Source organism: Deltaproteobacteria bacterium RBG_16_64_85 (assembly GCA_001798885.1).
Taxonomy (GTDB): Bacteria; Desulfobacterota; Deferrimicrobia; order Deferrimicrobiales; family Deferrimicrobiaceae; genus FEB-35.
Genome location: MGQW01000081.1, coordinates 1 through 16,727, shown reverse-complemented (window position 1 = coordinate 16,727; position 16,727 = coordinate 1). Strand labels below are relative to the sequence as shown.

Below are 16,727 nucleotides of genomic sequence, written 5' to 3'. Positions count from 1 at the left end.
GTCAAGCCCAGGCTCCTGGGCCACTGGGGAACCACCCCCGGGCTCAACTTCATCTATGTCCACCTCAACCGGGTCATCAAGGAATACGACCTGAATATGATCTACGTCTGCGGCCCCGGACACGGGGGGCCCGGCATCGTCGCCAACACGTACCTCGAGGGGACCTACAGCGAGGTTTACCCGGACGTCTCGCGGGACGAGGAAGGGATGAAGCGCCTTTTCACGCAATTCTCTTTCCCCGGCGGGATCCCCTCCCACGTCGCCCCGGAGACCCCGGGTTCGATCCACGAGGGGGGCGAGCTCGGGTACGCCTTGAGCCACGCCTTCGGCGCCGCCTTCGACAATCCCGACCTGGTCGTCGCGTGCGTCGTGGGAGACGGAGAAGCGGAAACGGGGCCGCTGGCGACCGGCTGGCATTCGAACAAGTTCCTCAACCCGGCGCGCGACGGAGCCGTGCTGCCGATCCTCCATCTCAACGGGTACAAGATCCAGAACCCCTGCATCCTCGCCCGGATTCCCCGGGAGGAGCTCGAACATCTTTTCCTGGGCTACGGCTACGCCCCCCGCTTCGTCGAGGGGGAGGAGCCTGAGGCAATGCACCAGGCGATGGCCGAGGCTCTCGACGGGGCTGTCGGGGAGATCCGGCGAATCCGGGAAAAGGCGCGCGCGGCAGGCGACGCGGCGCGTCCCCGCTGGCCGATGATCGTCCTGCGGACGCCCAAGGGATGGACGGGGCCGAAAGAGGTCGACGGCAAGCCCTCGGAGGGGACGTGGCGTTCCCACCAGGTCCCCTTCTCCGAGATGGCCTCCCGCCCGGACCACGTGAAGCTTCTCGAAGAGTGGATGCGAAGCTACCGCCCGGAGGAGCTGTTCGACGAGCGCGGCCGCCTGCGCACCGAGCTCGCCGGGCTGGCGCCGGAAGGGAGCCGGAGGATGGGGGCGAACCCGCACGCCAACGGCGGGACCCTCCTGCACGACCTTCGGATGCCCGACTTCCGGGAGTACGCCGTCGATGTTCCCGCCCCGGGGGCCGTCGAGGCCGAAGCGACCCGGGTCCTGGGGACGTTCCTCCGGGACATCCTGAGGCTCAACGCTGAATTCCGGAATTTCCGGGTCTTCGGCCCCGACGAAACGGCCTCCAACCGGCTGGGAGCGGTCTTCGAGGCCACCGGCAAGGCGTGGGTCGCCGGACGCCTCCCCACCGACGAGGGACTATCCCCCGACGGGCGGGTCATGGAGATGCTCTCCGAGCACCAGTGCCAAGGGTGGCTCGAGGGGTACCTGCTCACCGGCCGGCACGGGATCCTCTCCTGCTACGAGGCGTTCATCCACATCGTGGACTCGATGTTCAACCAGCACGCGAAGTGGCTCAAGGTCACGCGGGACATCCCGTGGCGGCGCCCGATCGCATCCCTGAATTACCTCCTCACCTCCCACGTCTGGCGGCAGGACCACAACGGCTTCAGCCACCAGGACCCCGGCTTCATCGACCACGTGGTGAACAAGAAGGCGGACATCATCCGCGTCTACCTCCCCCCCGATGCGAACACCCTCCTGTCGGTGGCCGACCATGCCTTGAGGAGCCGCGACTACGTCAACGTCATCGTCGCCGGGAAACAGCCCGCCCCCCAATGGCTCTCCATGGATGCGGCGATCCGGCATTGCACGGCGGGGATCGGGATCTGGGAGTGGGCGAGCAACGACCGCGGAACCGAGCCCGACGTGGTGATGGCCTGCGCCGGAGACGTTCCGACCCTCGAGACGCTCGCGGCGGTCTCCCTGCTGCGGAGGATGGCGCCCGGGCTCCGGATCCGGGTCGTCAACGTGGTGGACCTCATGTCCCTCCAGCCGCAGAGCGAGCACCCGCACGGCCTCTCCGACAAGGAGTTCGACGCGATCTTCACGAAGGACAAGCCGATCATCTTCGCCTTCCACGGATACCCGTGGCTCATCCACCGCCTGACCTACCGGAGGACGAACCACGGGAACCTCCACGTGCGCGGCTACAAGGAGGAGGGGACGACCACGACCCCCTTCGACATGGTGGTCCTGAACGACCTCGACCGGTTCCACCTGGCGGGGGACGTGATCGACCGGGTGGCGGCGCTGGGGGCGAAGGTCGCTTACGCCAAGCAGGAGATCCGGGACCGGCTCCTCGAGCACAAGCAATACATCCATCGTCACGGGGAGGACATGCCGGAGATCCGCGACTGGAAGTGGACGCCATGAGCGTCCTCGTCTTGAACGCGGGGTCGAGCACCCTCAAGTTCACTCTCTTTTCCGGGCGTTCCACGGAACCGATGGCGGAGGGGACCGTCGAGGAACCCACGCCCGAGGCGGATCTGAAGGATGCGGTTTCCGGGGTTCTCGACGCGATCCGGGACGACCTCGCCTCCGACCCGGTCGTCGCCGTCGGCCACCGGGTCGTCCACGGGGGAAGGGTCTTCACGGAGAGCGTGCCGATCGATGACAGGGTGTTGGAGGAGATCGAGCGCCTCTCGGATCTCGCCCCCCTGCACAATCCCCCGGCCTTGGCGGCGATCGGGTCGGCGCAACGTGCGATCCCCGGCGTCCCCCACGTCGCCGTCTTCGACACGGCCTTCTTCGCGGACCTTCCCCCCCACCGGCACGTCTACCCGCTGCCGTACGAATGGTACGCGGAGCGCGGGATCCGCCGCTTCGGCTTCCATGGGATCAGCCACGCCTACTGTGCCGGGCGGGCGGCGGAATTCCTCGGCCGGCCGCTTATCGGGTTCCGCGCCGTCACCTGTCATCTCGGGAACGGCTGCTCGGCGACGGCCACGCTCAGCGGGAAAGCGCTCTCCACTACGATGGGGTTTACCCCGTTGGAGGGACTCGTGATGGGAAGCCGCGCGGGGTCGGTCGACCCCGGGATCCTGCTCTACGCGATGGAGCGGATGGGACTCTCCGCGGGGGAACTCGGCGAGATCCTGCAACGGCGCAGCGGTCTCTTGGGCGTGTCGGGAGTCTCGTCCGATTTCCGGGCGGTCCAGGAAGCGGCGAAGGAAGGAAACGGGCGGGCCCGGCTGGCCCTCGCGATCTACGCCGACTCCGTCCGGTCTGCGATCGGAGCGCTCGCCGTCGCGCCGGGTGGTGTGGATGCGCTCGTCTTCACCGCCGGCGTGGGGGAGAACGCGGCGGACTTGAGGGAGGAGATCTGCCGGGGGCTTGCATGTCTCGGATTGCGGCTCGACCCGGAGCGCAACAGGACAATGCGCCCGGACGCGGATCTTGCGGAGACCGGCTCCTCCGGGCGAATCCTCATCCTCCACACGCGGGAAGACCTCCACATCGCCCGCGAGGCGCTCCGGGTATCCGGAGGGGTCGGTTCATAGGTCGCGAATCCGTTACACGAAGCTCTCGACGGAATCCGCGTGCTCAGGCGCGGAATCCCGCGGAACCGTGGATGGGTCTTCGCGGAGGTCGATCCGTCGGAAGACCCGCACAACGACCGGATCGAACTGCCGGCCCGCAAGTTTCACGATGTGGGCCATGGCAAAATCCGCGCTCAATTCCGACCGATAGGGCCGTTTCGATGTCAGGGCGTCGAACACATCGGCCACCGCGAGGATGCGGGCGCCAAGCAAGATGGCTTCCCCTGACAGCCCCCGCGGATATCCTTTTCCGTCGAACCACTCGTGGTGCTGCGCCACGATGGGAACGACCTCCCGATAGGGCGGGATCGGCTGCAGAATAAGGGCTCCCTTTTCCGGATGCTGCTTGACAGAGGCATACTCCGAATCCGTCAGGTGTCCCGGCTTGTCCAGGATGGCTCCGGGAACGGCGATCTTTCCGATGTCGTGGAGCAGTCCCGCCCGATGCAGGATGTCGATATCCGCCACGGCGAGCCCCATGGCCTTGCCGATTTTCAACGAAAGGTTCGTCACCCTCTCGGAATGTCCCGCGGTCCAGGGGGACTTCGCGTCGACGGTTCGAGCCAGGGCAACCATGGTCCCCCAGTTGAGCTGATCGAGTTCCTCGACCAGGTGCGCATTGGCCAGGGCGACGCCGACCTGGTCCGCGATCTGACGTCCCCGGATCAGGTCCTCTTTCTCCCGGCCCGGGCCGTTCCCGTATCCCAGCGCGAGAACGCCGGTCAGGACATCCTTGTGGAAGACGGGAAGGAGGTGGAATGTCGAGAAATCGTTCCCCGACATGGAGGAAATCAGGCTTTCGAAGCCGTCTCCCGGCTTCACGGTCAGCGCCTCGACGGTTGCCCCGAGTCTTCGGATTTCCTCGGGTGTGAAGACCGTCCGGAAGGAAACCGGCTCCGGGGAAGACCCGGCGTCCGGGGCATCGACATAGGTGCGCGCCGTGCCGGCTCCCGGGCCGTCCATCAGGGAGAGGGCGAAACGATCGCACGGGATCACGGACCCTAAATTCGCGGCAACGACGCCGGCGATCTTCTCCTTATCCAGCGCGGTAAGAACCGACCGGACGATCCTGCCGGTTCCGGTCAGGGCGTTGAACTGCTTCGCCAGGCGGTCCGACATGGCGTTGAAGGAGCCGGCGAGCTCCTCGAACTCGTCGCCGCTTGCGACCTCGACCCGGGCGTCGAATTCCCCCCGGCTGATCTTTTGGGTCCCTTCCTGGAGCCTGGCCAGGGGAACGAGGCTCCTGCGGATCTGAACAATGCTCAGCAGCGTGACCACCAGGAGAGTGAGCATGACGATCAGGACAAACGTCCGCGTGAAGGTTTTTATCGCCGCGAAAGCCTTCCCCTTGGGTTGGCTGACCACGACCGTCCAATCCTCGGAAAGGAAGTTGGCCTTGAGAAAGATCGACCGGTAGTTGACGATCGAGGTATCGTCCTCCCCGTCCCACTCGAACCGGCCGGAAATCGCGCGCCGCACCTCGTCCTTGACGCGCCGGGCGACCGCCGCCGGCAACGGCTGGAGACTGTAGAGGATGCCCCCGTTCGGATCCAGGATCGCGTGGTTGCCCTCCGACGGCATGAAGCTTTCCGTGATTTCCCCCAGGTAATCCGGGTGGATTTCCCCCACCAGAATCCCTTGTTCCGGCACCCGCCGGTCGGCTGCCACGGCCATGTACGCACGGGAAGGCGCCCCGGCGTCCCCCTGGACGAAGACCGCCCCTTTCCCGGAAGCCAGGTGCTTCCGCAAGGCATCGGTCCGTTGCGGGACCGGGCACGGAGTCCCGAACAGAGGTTCCGCTCCCGAACGCTCCCGGAAAAGGGTCAGGCCGCGGAAATGCCGCTCCCGGGTCAAGCGGGTGTCCCTTTCCGTCGCTCCGGAAGATCGGAGCCCGTCCGGAGATACCGCCAGCGCGGCCAATTCGACGTGAAGGGGGGACAACTCCTGGTGGATCTCCATGCCGATATTCTTGCAGACCTGGTGCAGACGTTGATCGGTCTGGTCCTTCAGGCTGACGGACATCTCCCAGATGGAGAGGGCCGCGAGAGTGACGATCGGGAAGAGGGCGCACAACAGGAAGAGACCGAGGATCCGCTTCGCAACGACGCCGCGCAGGGAGGAAAAGGTCGGTTCCATGCCGGTTCCCGGTCAGTACTTGGAGGCCAGGTTCACGAATGCGCCGGATCTTGCCCGGACGATATCGTCCAGACTTCTGGGATTATCCAATCTCTTTTGCGTCAATCCATCGGCGCCCATGCTGTAGAGGTCATAGTCCAGGCTGAGCGGCTTGTCGGCCCCGTCCCTGCGGGCGTTGGGATAGGCGGGGGGGTTATCGTTCGCCAGATTCAGGTACCGGAAAGGCCTGTTCCACGGGTCGAGAAATGGGGGAGACTGTGTGATGGTTTGTCCTTGCGTGTCTAATAATGGAACGGGTGCGAGATTGTCAAGGGCATCCGGCAGGCGCATGTTTTCAAGCTCATACTGCTTGATGGCGTTTTCCAGCAGCCGGATATTCTTAATGGCGAGCTTGTTGGCCAACTCGTTGATATAGTTGGTATAAACGGGAATGGCAATGGCCGCCGAGATGCCGATGATGACAAGGACAATGATGATTTCCACGAGGGTGAATCCCCTGCGGCCGATCGAATCGATGCCCCTCCGGACCATTTCCACCACCTGTAAGACGCCGGGACTCTCTCTTGCCTGGCCTCCTTTTTCCCTTCACCGGTTCTATTCGGAAAAACAACTTGTAAACTTTACCGTTTCCCGCACGGCAACCGGGGAGGAGGAGGAAACCGAAACCGTGCCGGCGGCGTGTCACGAGAGCGGGAAGTGGCACGCCACCTGGTGGGCGGGTCCGGCGGACGCAAGCTGCGGTGCGGACGCAGGGTCCGTGCAGACGGCGGGACGGCCATTGGCCTCGTAGACCGGGCAGCGGGGGGCGAACCGGCAGCCGGCGGCCGGCCTCTCGAAATCGAAGACCCCCCAGCTCCTCCCCGATGACCGGTGGGCTTGCCGGAACACCTCGCTGCTCTGCTTTTCGACAAGAGAGGACCAGAGGATGCGCGTGTACGGGTGGCGGGGGGCGTGGGCGATGCTCTCCGACAACCCGATCTCCACGATCTTTCCCAGGTACATGACGGCCACCTTGTGGCTCAGGAGCTCCACCACACGCAGGTCGTGCGAGATGAACAGGTACGACAGGCCGAGACGCTTCTGAAGGTCCAGCAGGAGATTGACGACCTGGGCCTGGATGGAAACGTCGAGCGCGCTCGTCGGCTCGTCCGCCACGAGGAACCGCGCCCCGACGGCAAGGGCGCGGGCGATCCCCACCCGCCGCTTTTCGCCGCCCGAAAGCTCGTCGGGGAAGCTCGGGAGCTTGCTCGCCTTCAGGTTCACCTGGTCGAGGAGCTCGGCGGTTCTCCGTTCGACTTCCGCATCGGTCAGCCGGTGGTGAAGAAGGATCGCCTCGGAGAGGATGTCCCGGACGCGCATCTTCGGGTTCAGGGCCGCATCGAGATCCTGGAAGATCATCTGCATCCGGCTCCGCAAGGCCCGGAGCTCCTCCGGGGGGAGGGCGGTGATCTCCTTCCCCTCGAAGAGGATGCTCCCCGAGGTGACCGGGGTGAGCCCCAGGATCGTCCGGCCCACGGTCGTCTTCCCGCATCCGGACTCTCCCACGAGCCCCAGGATCTCCCCCTCCTTGATATAGAAGCTCACGTCGTCCACCGCGGGGATGAGCCGCTCTTCTCCCGAAAGCGGGGAGAACCATCCCCGGCGCTGGAAGAAATATTTCTTCAGACGGCTCACTTCCAGGATCGTCCCAGGCATCGCGCTCCTCTTAACTCCCCCCGTAGAGCCAGCAGCGGACCGCGTGTCCGGGGGCGATTTCCGACAGGGGGGGTAGGAGCGAAGCGCACTCCTTTTCGACCGCGTCGGTCACCCGGCTGCAGCGCCCGTAAAAACGGCACCCGTTCGGGACATGAATAGTATCCGGCACGTCCCCCGGGATCGCCTGGAGGGGCTCCTTCCCCCGGATGTTCCGATCGCCGGGGACCGAGGCCAAAAGCGCCGCGGTATACGGGTGGCCGGATTCCGGCCCCGCCGCCAGGACTTTTCGCACCGGCCCGTACTCCACCACCATCCCGCCGTACATCACCGCCACGCTGTCGGAGAGGCGGCGGATAACGCCGATATCGTGGCTGATGAGCATCGTCGTGACCCCGAGGTCCGCTTTCAGTTCGGCGAGCAGGTCCGCGATCTTCGACTGGATGGTGGCGTCGAGCCCCGTCGTGGGCTCGTCCGCGATCAGGAACGAGGGCTCGCAGGAAAGCGCCATCGCGACCATCGCCCGCTGGCACATCCCGCCCGACAGGGCCCGCGGATAGTTGTCGAACCGAAGCCTCGGGGAATCCATCCGGACCCGCTCGAGCCAGTAGAGAGTGCGCTCCCTGCCTTCCGCCTCGCCCTTGTAAGGCGTGTGAAGCCGGATCGCCTCCGTGATCTGCCGTCCCACGGAGAGGAACGGATTCAGCGACGACTTGGGGTTCTGGAAGATCATCGCGACCGCCTTGCCGCGGACCTTGCCCATCAGGCGCTCGACGTTTTTCTGCCATCCCACGACGTCCTTGCGCACTTCCACGACCCGGCCGTCGGCCTCGGCGAGCTCCACGTAGTCGTCAAGGTTCTGGAGCAGGTTCTTCCGGATGCCGTCGGTCTTGAGCCCGATCCGGCCTGCGATGACGCCCGGCGCGGCGCCGACGAGCCCCATGACGGAGAGCGCCGTGACGCTCTTGCCGCTGCCGCTCTCCCCCACAACGCCGAGCGTCTCCCCTTTCCGGATCTCGAAGCTCACGCCGTCCACCGACCGGATGAAGGCCTGACGGCCTTTGGAAAAGAAATACGTCTTCAGGTTTTCGATTTTCAGAAGGGGGGGGGCACTCAATAGGCCGCCTTCCGCTCGAGCAGGTTGTTGAGCCCGTCCCCGAGGAGATGGAACCCCAGGATGGCGAGAAGGATCGCCAGCGCCGGGACGGTGGACGGCCAGAAGTTCCCCTGGAGGAAGTAGTTCGCCCCCGACTGGACCATGTTCCCCCACGAAGGCGTGGGCTCCTGGACGCCGAACCCCAGGTAGCTCAAGCTCGTCTCCACGAGAATGGCCTCGCCCATTCCCAGCGTCGCCCGGATGATGAGCGACGCCCGGCAATGGTGCCACAGGATGTGCTTGAGGACGATGGTGCGCCGCGGCAGCCCCAGGCCTTCGGCCGCCTCGATGAAGTTCTTCTCCTTCAGGAACCGGATCTTGCCCTTGACGAGCGAAACGGCCGCCGGGATGTTCGTCAGCCCCGCGACGACCATGATGTAGTAGATGTCCGGCTTGAACGCGGCGACGACCAGGAGAATGAGCACCAGGCGCGGGAACGAGTCCACCAGGTTGGAAAACCAGGTGATGACCGTTTCGGCCCGCCCCTCGCGATATCCCGCCAGCACCCCCAGGGCGGCGCCGGGCACGATCGCGACGGCGATGGCCAGAAGACCCGGCAGGAAGTAGGCCTGGATCCCCAGGATCAGCCGCGCGAAGATGTCCCGCCCCATGAAATCGGTCCCCAGGAGGTGACCGGCCGTCCCCGGCGGGGCGAGCAGAAGGTCAAGGTCCAGCGCCTCGGGGTCGTGCGGCAGGAGGCAGAACGCCCCGGCGACATAGGAGGCCGCCACGAGGAATACGATCAGCAGGCCGTAGCCGACAAAGAGGAGGTCGATGGCCTCCGCCTTCCGGAAGAAGCGGAGGCCGGAGGAGTCTGCGTTCTCCCCCGGCGTCTGGACGTATCGCTTCCTCAAGCGGTGCGCCTTTCGATCGTTTCCCGCGACGCCCCGGGATTGACCGCGACGTAGACGAACCGTTGAAGGAGGCTCCCCGTCCGCACGAAGACGGCCGCAATGACCGCGATCCCCATGATGACGGGAAAGTCCCGGTCCTGGGCCGCCTGCCAGGCCATCCTCCCCATCCCGGGCCAGTTGAACACCTGCTCGACGATCACGGCGCCGCCGAGGAGAAACGGTATCTTCGACGCCACGATCTCCGTGACCGGAATCAAAAACCCCTCCCTGTACGCGTGTTTCCAGACCGAGGCCCCCTTGGCGCGCGCGGTCCGGACGTAATCCTCGGACAGGACGCGCCCCATCTCTTCCCGGAGGTGGCGGATGACCTCGCTCAGCGTGCCGTTGCCCAGGCCCAAAACGACGATGGGCAGAAGGAGGTAGAGCCGGTTCGGCCCTCGCGCGGCGCCCGAAGACCCGAATGCCAGGGGAAAAAGCCCGAACTTGTGCATGAAGAGATAGATCACGACGTATCCGAGCCAGAAGACGGGGAGGGCGGACACAACGTAAGCGGCCATCGTCAGCGGAAAGGAGACCCGGTTCAGGCCGCGCACCGCGGCGTACAGGGCGATGGGAATGGCGACCAGGAGCGTGACCGCCATGGAGCCCAGCGTGAGGAGGAGCGTGTTGAGGCCCACCCGCAAGATCTCTTCAAGGACGGGGAGGCCCGTGCGGATGGAGGCGCCGAAGTTCCCCCGGAGCATCCCGAACGGGTCGCCCGGCGACAGGTACAGGATGCCGAAGACAACCACGCTCACTCCCAGAAGGAGGAGCGCGGTCACGGCGACCTCCCGGGCCAGGACCCGGGCGACCGGCTTGACGCCTTTAAGGTTCAATAAACCAATCGTCCGCGTACGAGAAGAACTTGTACGGTTGAATCGCCACGTGCCGGATCTTCTTGTTGTACGCCGTGTAGTTCGTCAGGGTCCAGAGGAAGGTGTACGGGTTCTCCTCGGCGAGGACCGCGTGAAGCTTCCGGTTGAGCGTCCGGCGCTTTTCGTGGTCGAGGGTCAGCTTGCTCTCCATGAGGAGGCTGTCCACTTCCGGGTTCGAATAGCCGCCGAAGTTGTTCTTCCAGGGGCCGATCTCGGCGGTGAGGAACAGGGAGGAGATATCCGCCGAATCGTCGAAGACCCAGGTGGCGAAGATGATGTCGAAATCGTGCTCGAAGAAGACGTTCCCCTTCCACGCCTGCCACTCCTCGAACTCCACCTTGATGTCGACGCCCACGTTCTTGAGATAGTTCCGGAAGGCGAGCACGACGCGCTTGACGGCCTCGCTCTCCTTCTCGATCGGGACCTTGAGCGTCAAGGCGAGCTTCTTCCCTCCCTTCTGCAGGATCCCGTCCGTCCCGGGCGAAAAGCCCGCCTCCTTGAGAAGCGCGGCGGCCGCCTGGGGGTCGAAGGGCAGGGGCGCCACGTCGAGGTTGTAGGCCCAGCTCCCCGGCGCGAAGGGACCGGAGATGATCGTCCCCTGTCCGCCGAAGAAGGAGTCGAGCATCTCCTGGCGGTTGAGCGCGTAGGTGAACGCCTTCCGGACACGCCGGTCGGAGAGAAACGGGTTGCGCAGGTTGTACCCGAAGAAGGAGTACGACAGGGCGTTGTACGGCTGGAGGACGAAGCGCTTGTCCCCCTGGATCTCGGGCAGGTACCGCGGGTTCACGAGCACGATCATGTCGATGGCGTTGAACATGAGCGCCTGCGTCATGATGTTCTGGTCGGCGAAGGGCTTGGCGACGATCGTGTCGATGTGGGGACGGCCCTTGAAGTAGGCGTCGTTCGCCGCGAGCGTGATCTCGCCGTCTCCCGCGACGGACTTCAGCTGATACGGCCCGGTCCCGATGGGACGGCGCACGAACGGGTCTTCCCGCGTGAGAAACGTCGGGTTGGCCGGGCCGTGCTTCGGGATGACCTTGAAGGTGAACTTGGCCAGGGCGTTGAGAATCGGCCGCTTGAGAGTGAACCGGACGGTGTGGTCGTCGACCTTCTCCACGCTCTCGATGAACTCGTACCGGACTTTCAAGGGGGTGATGGTCTTCGGGTGCATCATGATGTTGTAGGTGAAGACCACATCGTCCGCCGTGAAGGATTTGGGCGCTTCGCCGGGCCGTACCTGCCAGGTTACGTCCTTGCGCAGGAAGAAGACGTAGGTGCGCCCGTCCTTCGAAACGTCCCAGCGCTCGGCGAGCTCGGGGACGATCTCCTGCTTCTCGTTGATCCCCACCAGCCCGTTGAAGACGAGCTCCGTGATCCGGAGAGACACCATCTCGTTGCTGGTGACGGGGTCCAGGGTCGCCGGACGGCCGTACTCGCCGTAGTTCAGGGTCCCCCCGTTCGGCCGGCCGTCCTTCCCGGGACCCGCCGCCCACGCCGAGGCGGCGGTCAAGCCGAATACGAACAAAATAACGACCGATAACCTTTTCATAACGTCCTCCTCCCTGTGGATCGTTCCGGTGCCTATAAAATTCTCACGTCCCCCGGGCTCTTCTGCTCCCGGGAGTAGATCCCCTGAAGGGCTTCCTGGATCTGGCGCACGGCCGGAAAGCTCTTGCTCATCTCGAAATAGATCTCCTGGGCCTCGGAGAATTTCTTGACCCGGTAATACGCCTCGGCGAGGGCGGCGAGCATCTCGGGGTCGTTCGACTCGATCTTGTTCTTGTTCCCCTTGTCCCGCCCCGCCTCGAGATGGAAGAGGGCCTTCGCGTACTCCTTCCGGGACAGGTAGTGCCGGCCAAGGGCGAAATGGAGCGCCCGGAACCGCTTCCCCTCCCCCGCCTCCGCAAGGGCCGAGGCGCGGCCCACGATGTCCTGGCAGTCGGCGGCGACCCGATCGCACGCAAGGATGATCTCGGCGAGGAGGTCGGAGTCGGCCGGCTGCTTCCGGGAAAAATCGTCCCAGAGCCGCATCGCCTCGCCTTTGCCCCCCGCCGCGTACCGGTCGGCCGCCTTCCGGACGGTCGCCCTGTCTTTGTAGGTTTGCGGCATCTTCGAGGCGGCAAAGAAGGCGTCGTTCGCCCGCTCGGACGGCCCGCCGGTCCCCAGCAGGGCATACGCCTCCTCGAGGTAGTACGCCGCCGCATCCCTGGTCGCGGGGGAAGCGGCCGCCTTTCCGAGCCAGACGATGCTCGCCTTCCCGTAGAGAGTCGCGAGGCCATCGAGCAGCGCGAGGTCGTAGAAACGGATGACCTTGTCTTTCCCCAGGATTTCCTCGCGGGAGAAGGCCTTGAGGTCCGCTGACGCAAGGAGATCGAGCCCCTTCTCGGTCCGCCCGGCCCGGGCGTAAACGCCGACGATGCTCTTCAAGACCCGCATCGACGGCCTCCTGCCGGACTTCGCAAGCGCGCCCAAGGCCTCCTCGCACATCGGCACGGCATCCTTTTCACCGAGCCCGGCCGAGAAGTACGCCGCCGCGAGCTCGGTTTTGACCTCCAGGTCGGCCGCGTCCACGCCGGACCAGAAGCTCTTCGCCTTCTGCGCCTCGCCCAGCCTGTAGTGGCAAAGCCCCAAGCCGATGGCCGCGATGGCCTCCTCCGCCGTTCCTTTCCCCGCCTTCGCGCGGAACTTCGTCAATTGCGTCTTCGCTTCCCCGGGCCTTCCCGCCGCAAGGAGAGTCTCGCCCAGATACAGGTCCGCCAGGGAGCTTCCGCCCCGGCCCCTTTCACCCGAGAGCGTTTTCAGGTAATCGAGGTGGACGGCCACGGAGGTCCGGTAAAGCGCGCGGTGAAGCGCGGCGTTCTTCAGATAGGCGGCGCCCAGGATCAGAGCCGCCTGTCCCGGCGCGCCGGACCCGGCCGAGGAAAGGTACGGCTGAAGCACGCCGGCGGCCTCCCCGTAATGGCGTCTCTCGAAAAGCTTCGTTCCTCGAGCCACGGGGTCGTCCGCGCAGAAGGCCACGCTTGCCCCGGCCAGACAGAGGAGAACGGCGGAAGCACCCCGGAAACGGCGGAGGCAGGTCCCCGTCATTGATACGGCGCCTTATTCTTGAGCTTCGCGATGAACATGTGGTCCCACTGGTCGACCAGGGCGCGGAAGGCGAGCAGGCCGTCCGGCGAACAGTTCAAATCGTGGTTCATCTTCGTCCCGGTCCTTACGGGACGTTCGGTTCCGGACTTGAAGTCCACGATGTAGATCGGGTTGTACTCCTGTCGATCGTTTTTCACGTAGACGATCCCCGCGCTGTCGGGCATCCAGGCGGGCCCCGTCTCCACGTCCGGGATGACGTCCTCGGCCACCACCTTGGCGGCGAGCCCCTCGCCCTCCCCGGGGTCCGTCCCGTCGGAGGCAACCACGAGGATGGACCAGACGTTCGGATCGCCTGCGGGGTTGTAGTTCGAGTAAAAGGCGATCTTCGTCCCGTCCGGCGACCAGACGGGCCGGAGGTCGTCCCAGGGCCACGATGTCAGGGCTCTTCCGGTCTCCCGCCCCCCCGGCAGGACCACGGCGTCGATCAAGTAAATATCGTGGTTTTCGTTGCTGCCGTGGGTGACGGCGATCTTTTTCCCGTCCGGCGACCACATCGGGTAGAGATACGACATCCCTCCCGGCGTCAGGCGCGTCGCCGTCCGGTTCGACACGTCCATGAAGTAGAGGTCCCCTTTCCCGGTGCGGCCCGACACGAAGACCACCAGGTTGTCGGCAGCGGGCGACCAGTGCGCGTGCCCATCCTTCTCCTTATGGTCGGTCAGTCGCGTCGCTGTCCGACCGCCGAGGTCCCGCAGGAAGAGGTCGTAGTTCCCTTCCCCTCCGTTGCTCATGAACACGAACCGTTTCCCGGAGGGGGACCAGCTGATCCCCGCGTTGTAGCTCTCCTCGCCGGAGTCGCCCGGAAGAAGGAACGGCCTTTCGCCGCCGCCTTCGCCCTGGTGATAAATCGTATCCGCCAACGTGCCGTCCGGCCGCACGATGACGATCTCCTTCCCGTCCCCCCGGCTCCGCTCGAAGGCAATGAGGGAGCCGCCGGGAGACCACGCCGGGTTGGAATCGTTGCTGCCCGGCGCAAGTCCGGCCAAGGGACGGACATGCAGGGGTTCTATCGGGTCCGGCTGGTTTTCCGCCGGGGACCCCGCGGCGATCCCGAGAGCGACGAGTACAACCGCCGTCGCGGCGCGGGCGGCGACGCGATGCCGCCGCCGGGCCCACGTCGTCCGTTCCCTCATGATCCGTTACATCTTGTCCCGGATCTGGTCCCAGTACTTCCTGGCCGCCTGGCGGCTCTGTTCGAAGGCGCCGTGCCCTTCGAGCTTCGACGGGAAAAAGTCAAAATAGTCCCGCCACGCGTTGTTGGCGCCGTCCAGAAGCGAGGCCTTCTTCGTCATCAGGTAGAGCTTGTGATAGGACAGGGCCGTGTAGTAGTAGGTATCGTGCACCGCCTCCTCGTGCCGCTGGGTCGGGAAAAACCGCATGTTCTGCCGGGCCGTCTGCAGGTTCTGGAGCGCCTTGGTGAAGTTCTGGGCGGCGGCCTCCTTGTCCCGGTTCACGAGCTCGTTCCCCTTCTCGTAATAGGCGTGCCCCAGGTTGGTGAACATCACGGCGAACTGCTTGTAGATGAGTTGGCGGTTCGCCGGCAGGAAGAGGACGTTCTCGAACTCGCGGATCGCCGCCCCGAAGTCGTTCCTCTCGTCGAGGTAGATCTTCCCGAGCCGGCCGTGAGCTTCCGAATAATCGGGGTGCTCCTTCTCCGTCGCGCCGTACGCCTGGATCGCGGCTCCCATGTTCCCGGCCCTCGCGGCCCGCTCGCCGATCTTAAGATAATCCTTGAACAGGACGATCTTGAGGCTTCCGGTGCGGTCCTCGACGTCCCGGGCAAACTCCATCACTTCCTCGAAGTCCCGGAAATCGGCGCCCGCCGACACCCGGACCGTGTGGAACCCCAGCGGGACGAGCTTGCCCTCGGCGATCGGGGTCCTCCCGATGGGCGTCCCGTCCACGACGACGTCGGCGCCGGAGGGCACGGAGTCGACCTTGAACAAGGAATTGTTGACCGTGAGGACGAACTCCTTCGTCTCCTTGGCCGCACCGACCTGGATCTTTTCGCTGACCTGCCGGTACCCTTGCTTGTAGAGGAGGAGGTTGTAATTCTTCCCCAGGCGGACGGGCGCCGTCGACTTGCCGTCCGGGCCCGTGGAGCCGATCCATTCGCCGTTCAAATAGACGTTGACCCCCGAAAGCGGCGAGACGTCGGGCGGCAAGCCCCCCTTGACCGAGAGGGTGAAGACATCCCCGCCCTCCCCTTCCCGGGGGACGAAGCGCACGACCCGGTCGCCCACGGAGATCTTCTCGCCGGCCTTCAAGTCCTCGACGGTCGCCCAGGATCCCGCCTCTTCCGCCTTTTTGACCTTGAGGATCCCGATCTCGCGGTACCCCGTCACTTTGCCCGTCTTGTCGACTACCGGCGCCGCCAGGTCGAACTCGGTTCCCTTGCCGACCCCGTACCCGGCCTTCCCCAGGTTGATCCGGTAACGGTCCTCCTCGGCGGCGACCACGGTCCCTTCGAAGGGGAACCGCTCGACCGCGTTGGCGGCGATTTCCTTCGCGGCGGCAGGGATGGCGTCCGCGTCCTTGACCCGATCGATGAGAGACAGAATCAGCTTGCCCCCCGCGGCGTAGAACCGGGTCTCGATCAGGTAGCCCTTCTCGTCCATGGCGACGCTCCCCAGGACGATCATGTCGACCAGGTCGGCGAGCGGAGTCTTCTGCCATCCTTTGGCCGTCGCCTTTTCGATGGGGAGCTTGGCCTTCTTCATGGCGGCCTGGAGCGTCGCGGCCGGGACCTCGCGGAAGGCGGAGTACCGGAAGAGTTGGGCCGAGACCGCCTCCCCCGTCCGCAGGACAAAGTCCTGGAGGTCCGCGCCCGGGGTATTGCTCACGAAGCCGTAGATCCCCGTCCGGATCGCCCTGGGAGCGGCGGAAGAGAAGAAGCGCTGGATCTTGACCTCGCCTTGCAGGACCACCTGGGTCTCCCACTCCGCCGGGATGTAGCCGGGTGCGGTGAGGGCCAGCCGGACTTTCTTCCCCGGCTTGCCCCCGTACTTATAGGTCAAGGCCCCCTTGGCGTCCGTCTTCCCAGCTGTCTTGCCGTCCACGGACACGTCGACGCCGGCGATCCCGCGGGAGCGGCCGTATTCGTCGGTCAGGCACGAAACGCCGATGACCGCCTGCCTTGAAAGCGCTGTCTCGATCTTCTGGCCGGGCTTGAGCTTCCCGACCTTGGCGCCCCAGGGGGCAAATCCCGGCTTGCTCACGGAAAACTCGACGCCCTTCTTCGGCGCCGTTTTGTATTCGTAGCGGAACTCGCCGTTCTCGTCCGTCGTCCCGACCTTCTTCCCCTGGACCGCGACGTCCGCTCCCGCGACCGGTTTCCCCTTCTCCGTGACCGCGACGATGGCGTACATCGAAGCCTTAAGATCCGCCTTGAAGAAGTACCGCTCCACCTTGCCTTCCTTGGGGAGCTTCACCA

General features: G+C 65.2%; 11 protein-coding genes and 1 pseudogene. 2 read left to right on the top strand and 10 right to left on the bottom strand.

Annotated features, from left to right (window positions below):
- Positions 1-2,229 (top strand): phosphoketolase (locus A2Z13_07535; GenBank protein ID OGP76690.1); only part of this gene is annotated, 2,229 nt, incomplete at its 5' end.
- Positions 2,226-3,356, top strand: coding sequence for a hypothetical protein (locus A2Z13_07530; protein ID OGP76689.1), 1,131 nt, complete (start codon positions 2,226-2,228; stop codon positions 3,354-3,356). The genes A2Z13_07535 and A2Z13_07530, both read left to right, overlap by 4 nt.
- A 12-nt stretch (positions 3,357-3,368) precedes the next feature.
- Here A2Z13_07530 and A2Z13_07525 read toward each other — a convergent pair whose 3' ends face one another.
- From A2Z13_07525 to A2Z13_07480, 10 genes and pseudogenes are all read right to left on the bottom strand, one after another.
- Entirely contained in the window at positions 3,369-5,531 is a 2,163-nt protein-coding gene (locus A2Z13_07525) for a hypothetical protein (protein ID OGP76688.1), read from the bottom strand.
- 12 nt (positions 5,532-5,543) lie between these two features.
- Positions 5,544-6,071: a hypothetical protein gene (locus tag A2Z13_07520; GenBank protein ID OGP76687.1), complete on the bottom strand. Its 528-nt coding sequence runs from the start codon at positions 6,069-6,071 to the stop codon at positions 5,544-5,546.
- 141 nt (positions 6,072-6,212) lie between these two features.
- Positions 6,213-7,226 carry a hypothetical protein gene (locus tag A2Z13_07515; protein ID OGP76686.1) on the bottom strand — a complete coding sequence of 338 codons (1,014 nt, stop codon included), beginning with the start codon at positions 7,224-7,226 and terminating at the stop codon, positions 6,213-6,215.
- Positions 7,227-7,236: 10 nt separating this feature from the next.
- Positions 7,237-8,340 (bottom strand): hypothetical protein, encoded by a 1,104-nt coding sequence (locus A2Z13_07510; protein OGP76685.1) that lies wholly within the window; start codon positions 8,338-8,340, stop codon positions 7,237-7,239.
- The gene (locus A2Z13_07505; protein ID OGP76684.1) at positions 8,337-9,233 is read right to left on the bottom strand and encodes a hypothetical protein; all 897 of its coding nucleotides are present in this window, start codon (positions 9,231-9,233) and stop codon (positions 8,337-8,339) included. The genes A2Z13_07510 and A2Z13_07505 overlap by 4 nt, the downstream gene beginning before the upstream one ends.
- Positions 9,230-10,108: a hypothetical protein gene (locus tag A2Z13_07500; GenBank protein OGP76683.1), complete on the bottom strand. Its 879-nt coding sequence runs from the start codon at positions 10,106-10,108 to the stop codon at positions 9,230-9,232. The genes A2Z13_07505 and A2Z13_07500 overlap by 4 nt, the downstream gene beginning before the upstream one ends.
- Positions 10,098-11,696 carry a hypothetical protein gene (locus A2Z13_07495; protein ID OGP76682.1) on the bottom strand — a complete coding sequence of 533 codons (1,599 nt, stop codon included), beginning with the start codon at positions 11,694-11,696 and terminating at the stop codon, positions 10,098-10,100. Before A2Z13_07495 ends, A2Z13_07500 begins: the two co-directional genes overlap by 11 nt.
- Before the next feature lie 32 nt (positions 11,697-11,728).
- A complete protein-coding gene (locus A2Z13_07490) occupies positions 11,729-13,234 on the bottom strand; it encodes a hypothetical protein (GenBank protein OGP76681.1) in 1,506 nt (501 codons plus the stop codon).
- Positions 13,231-14,427: a hypothetical protein gene (locus tag A2Z13_07485; GenBank protein OGP76680.1), complete on the bottom strand. Its 1,197-nt coding sequence runs from the start codon at positions 14,425-14,427 to the stop codon at positions 13,231-13,233. Before A2Z13_07485 ends, A2Z13_07490 begins: the two co-directional genes overlap by 4 nt.
- A gap of 6 nt (positions 14,428-14,433) precedes the next feature.
- Positions 14,434-16,727: pseudogene (locus tag A2Z13_07480) on the bottom strand (hypothetical protein).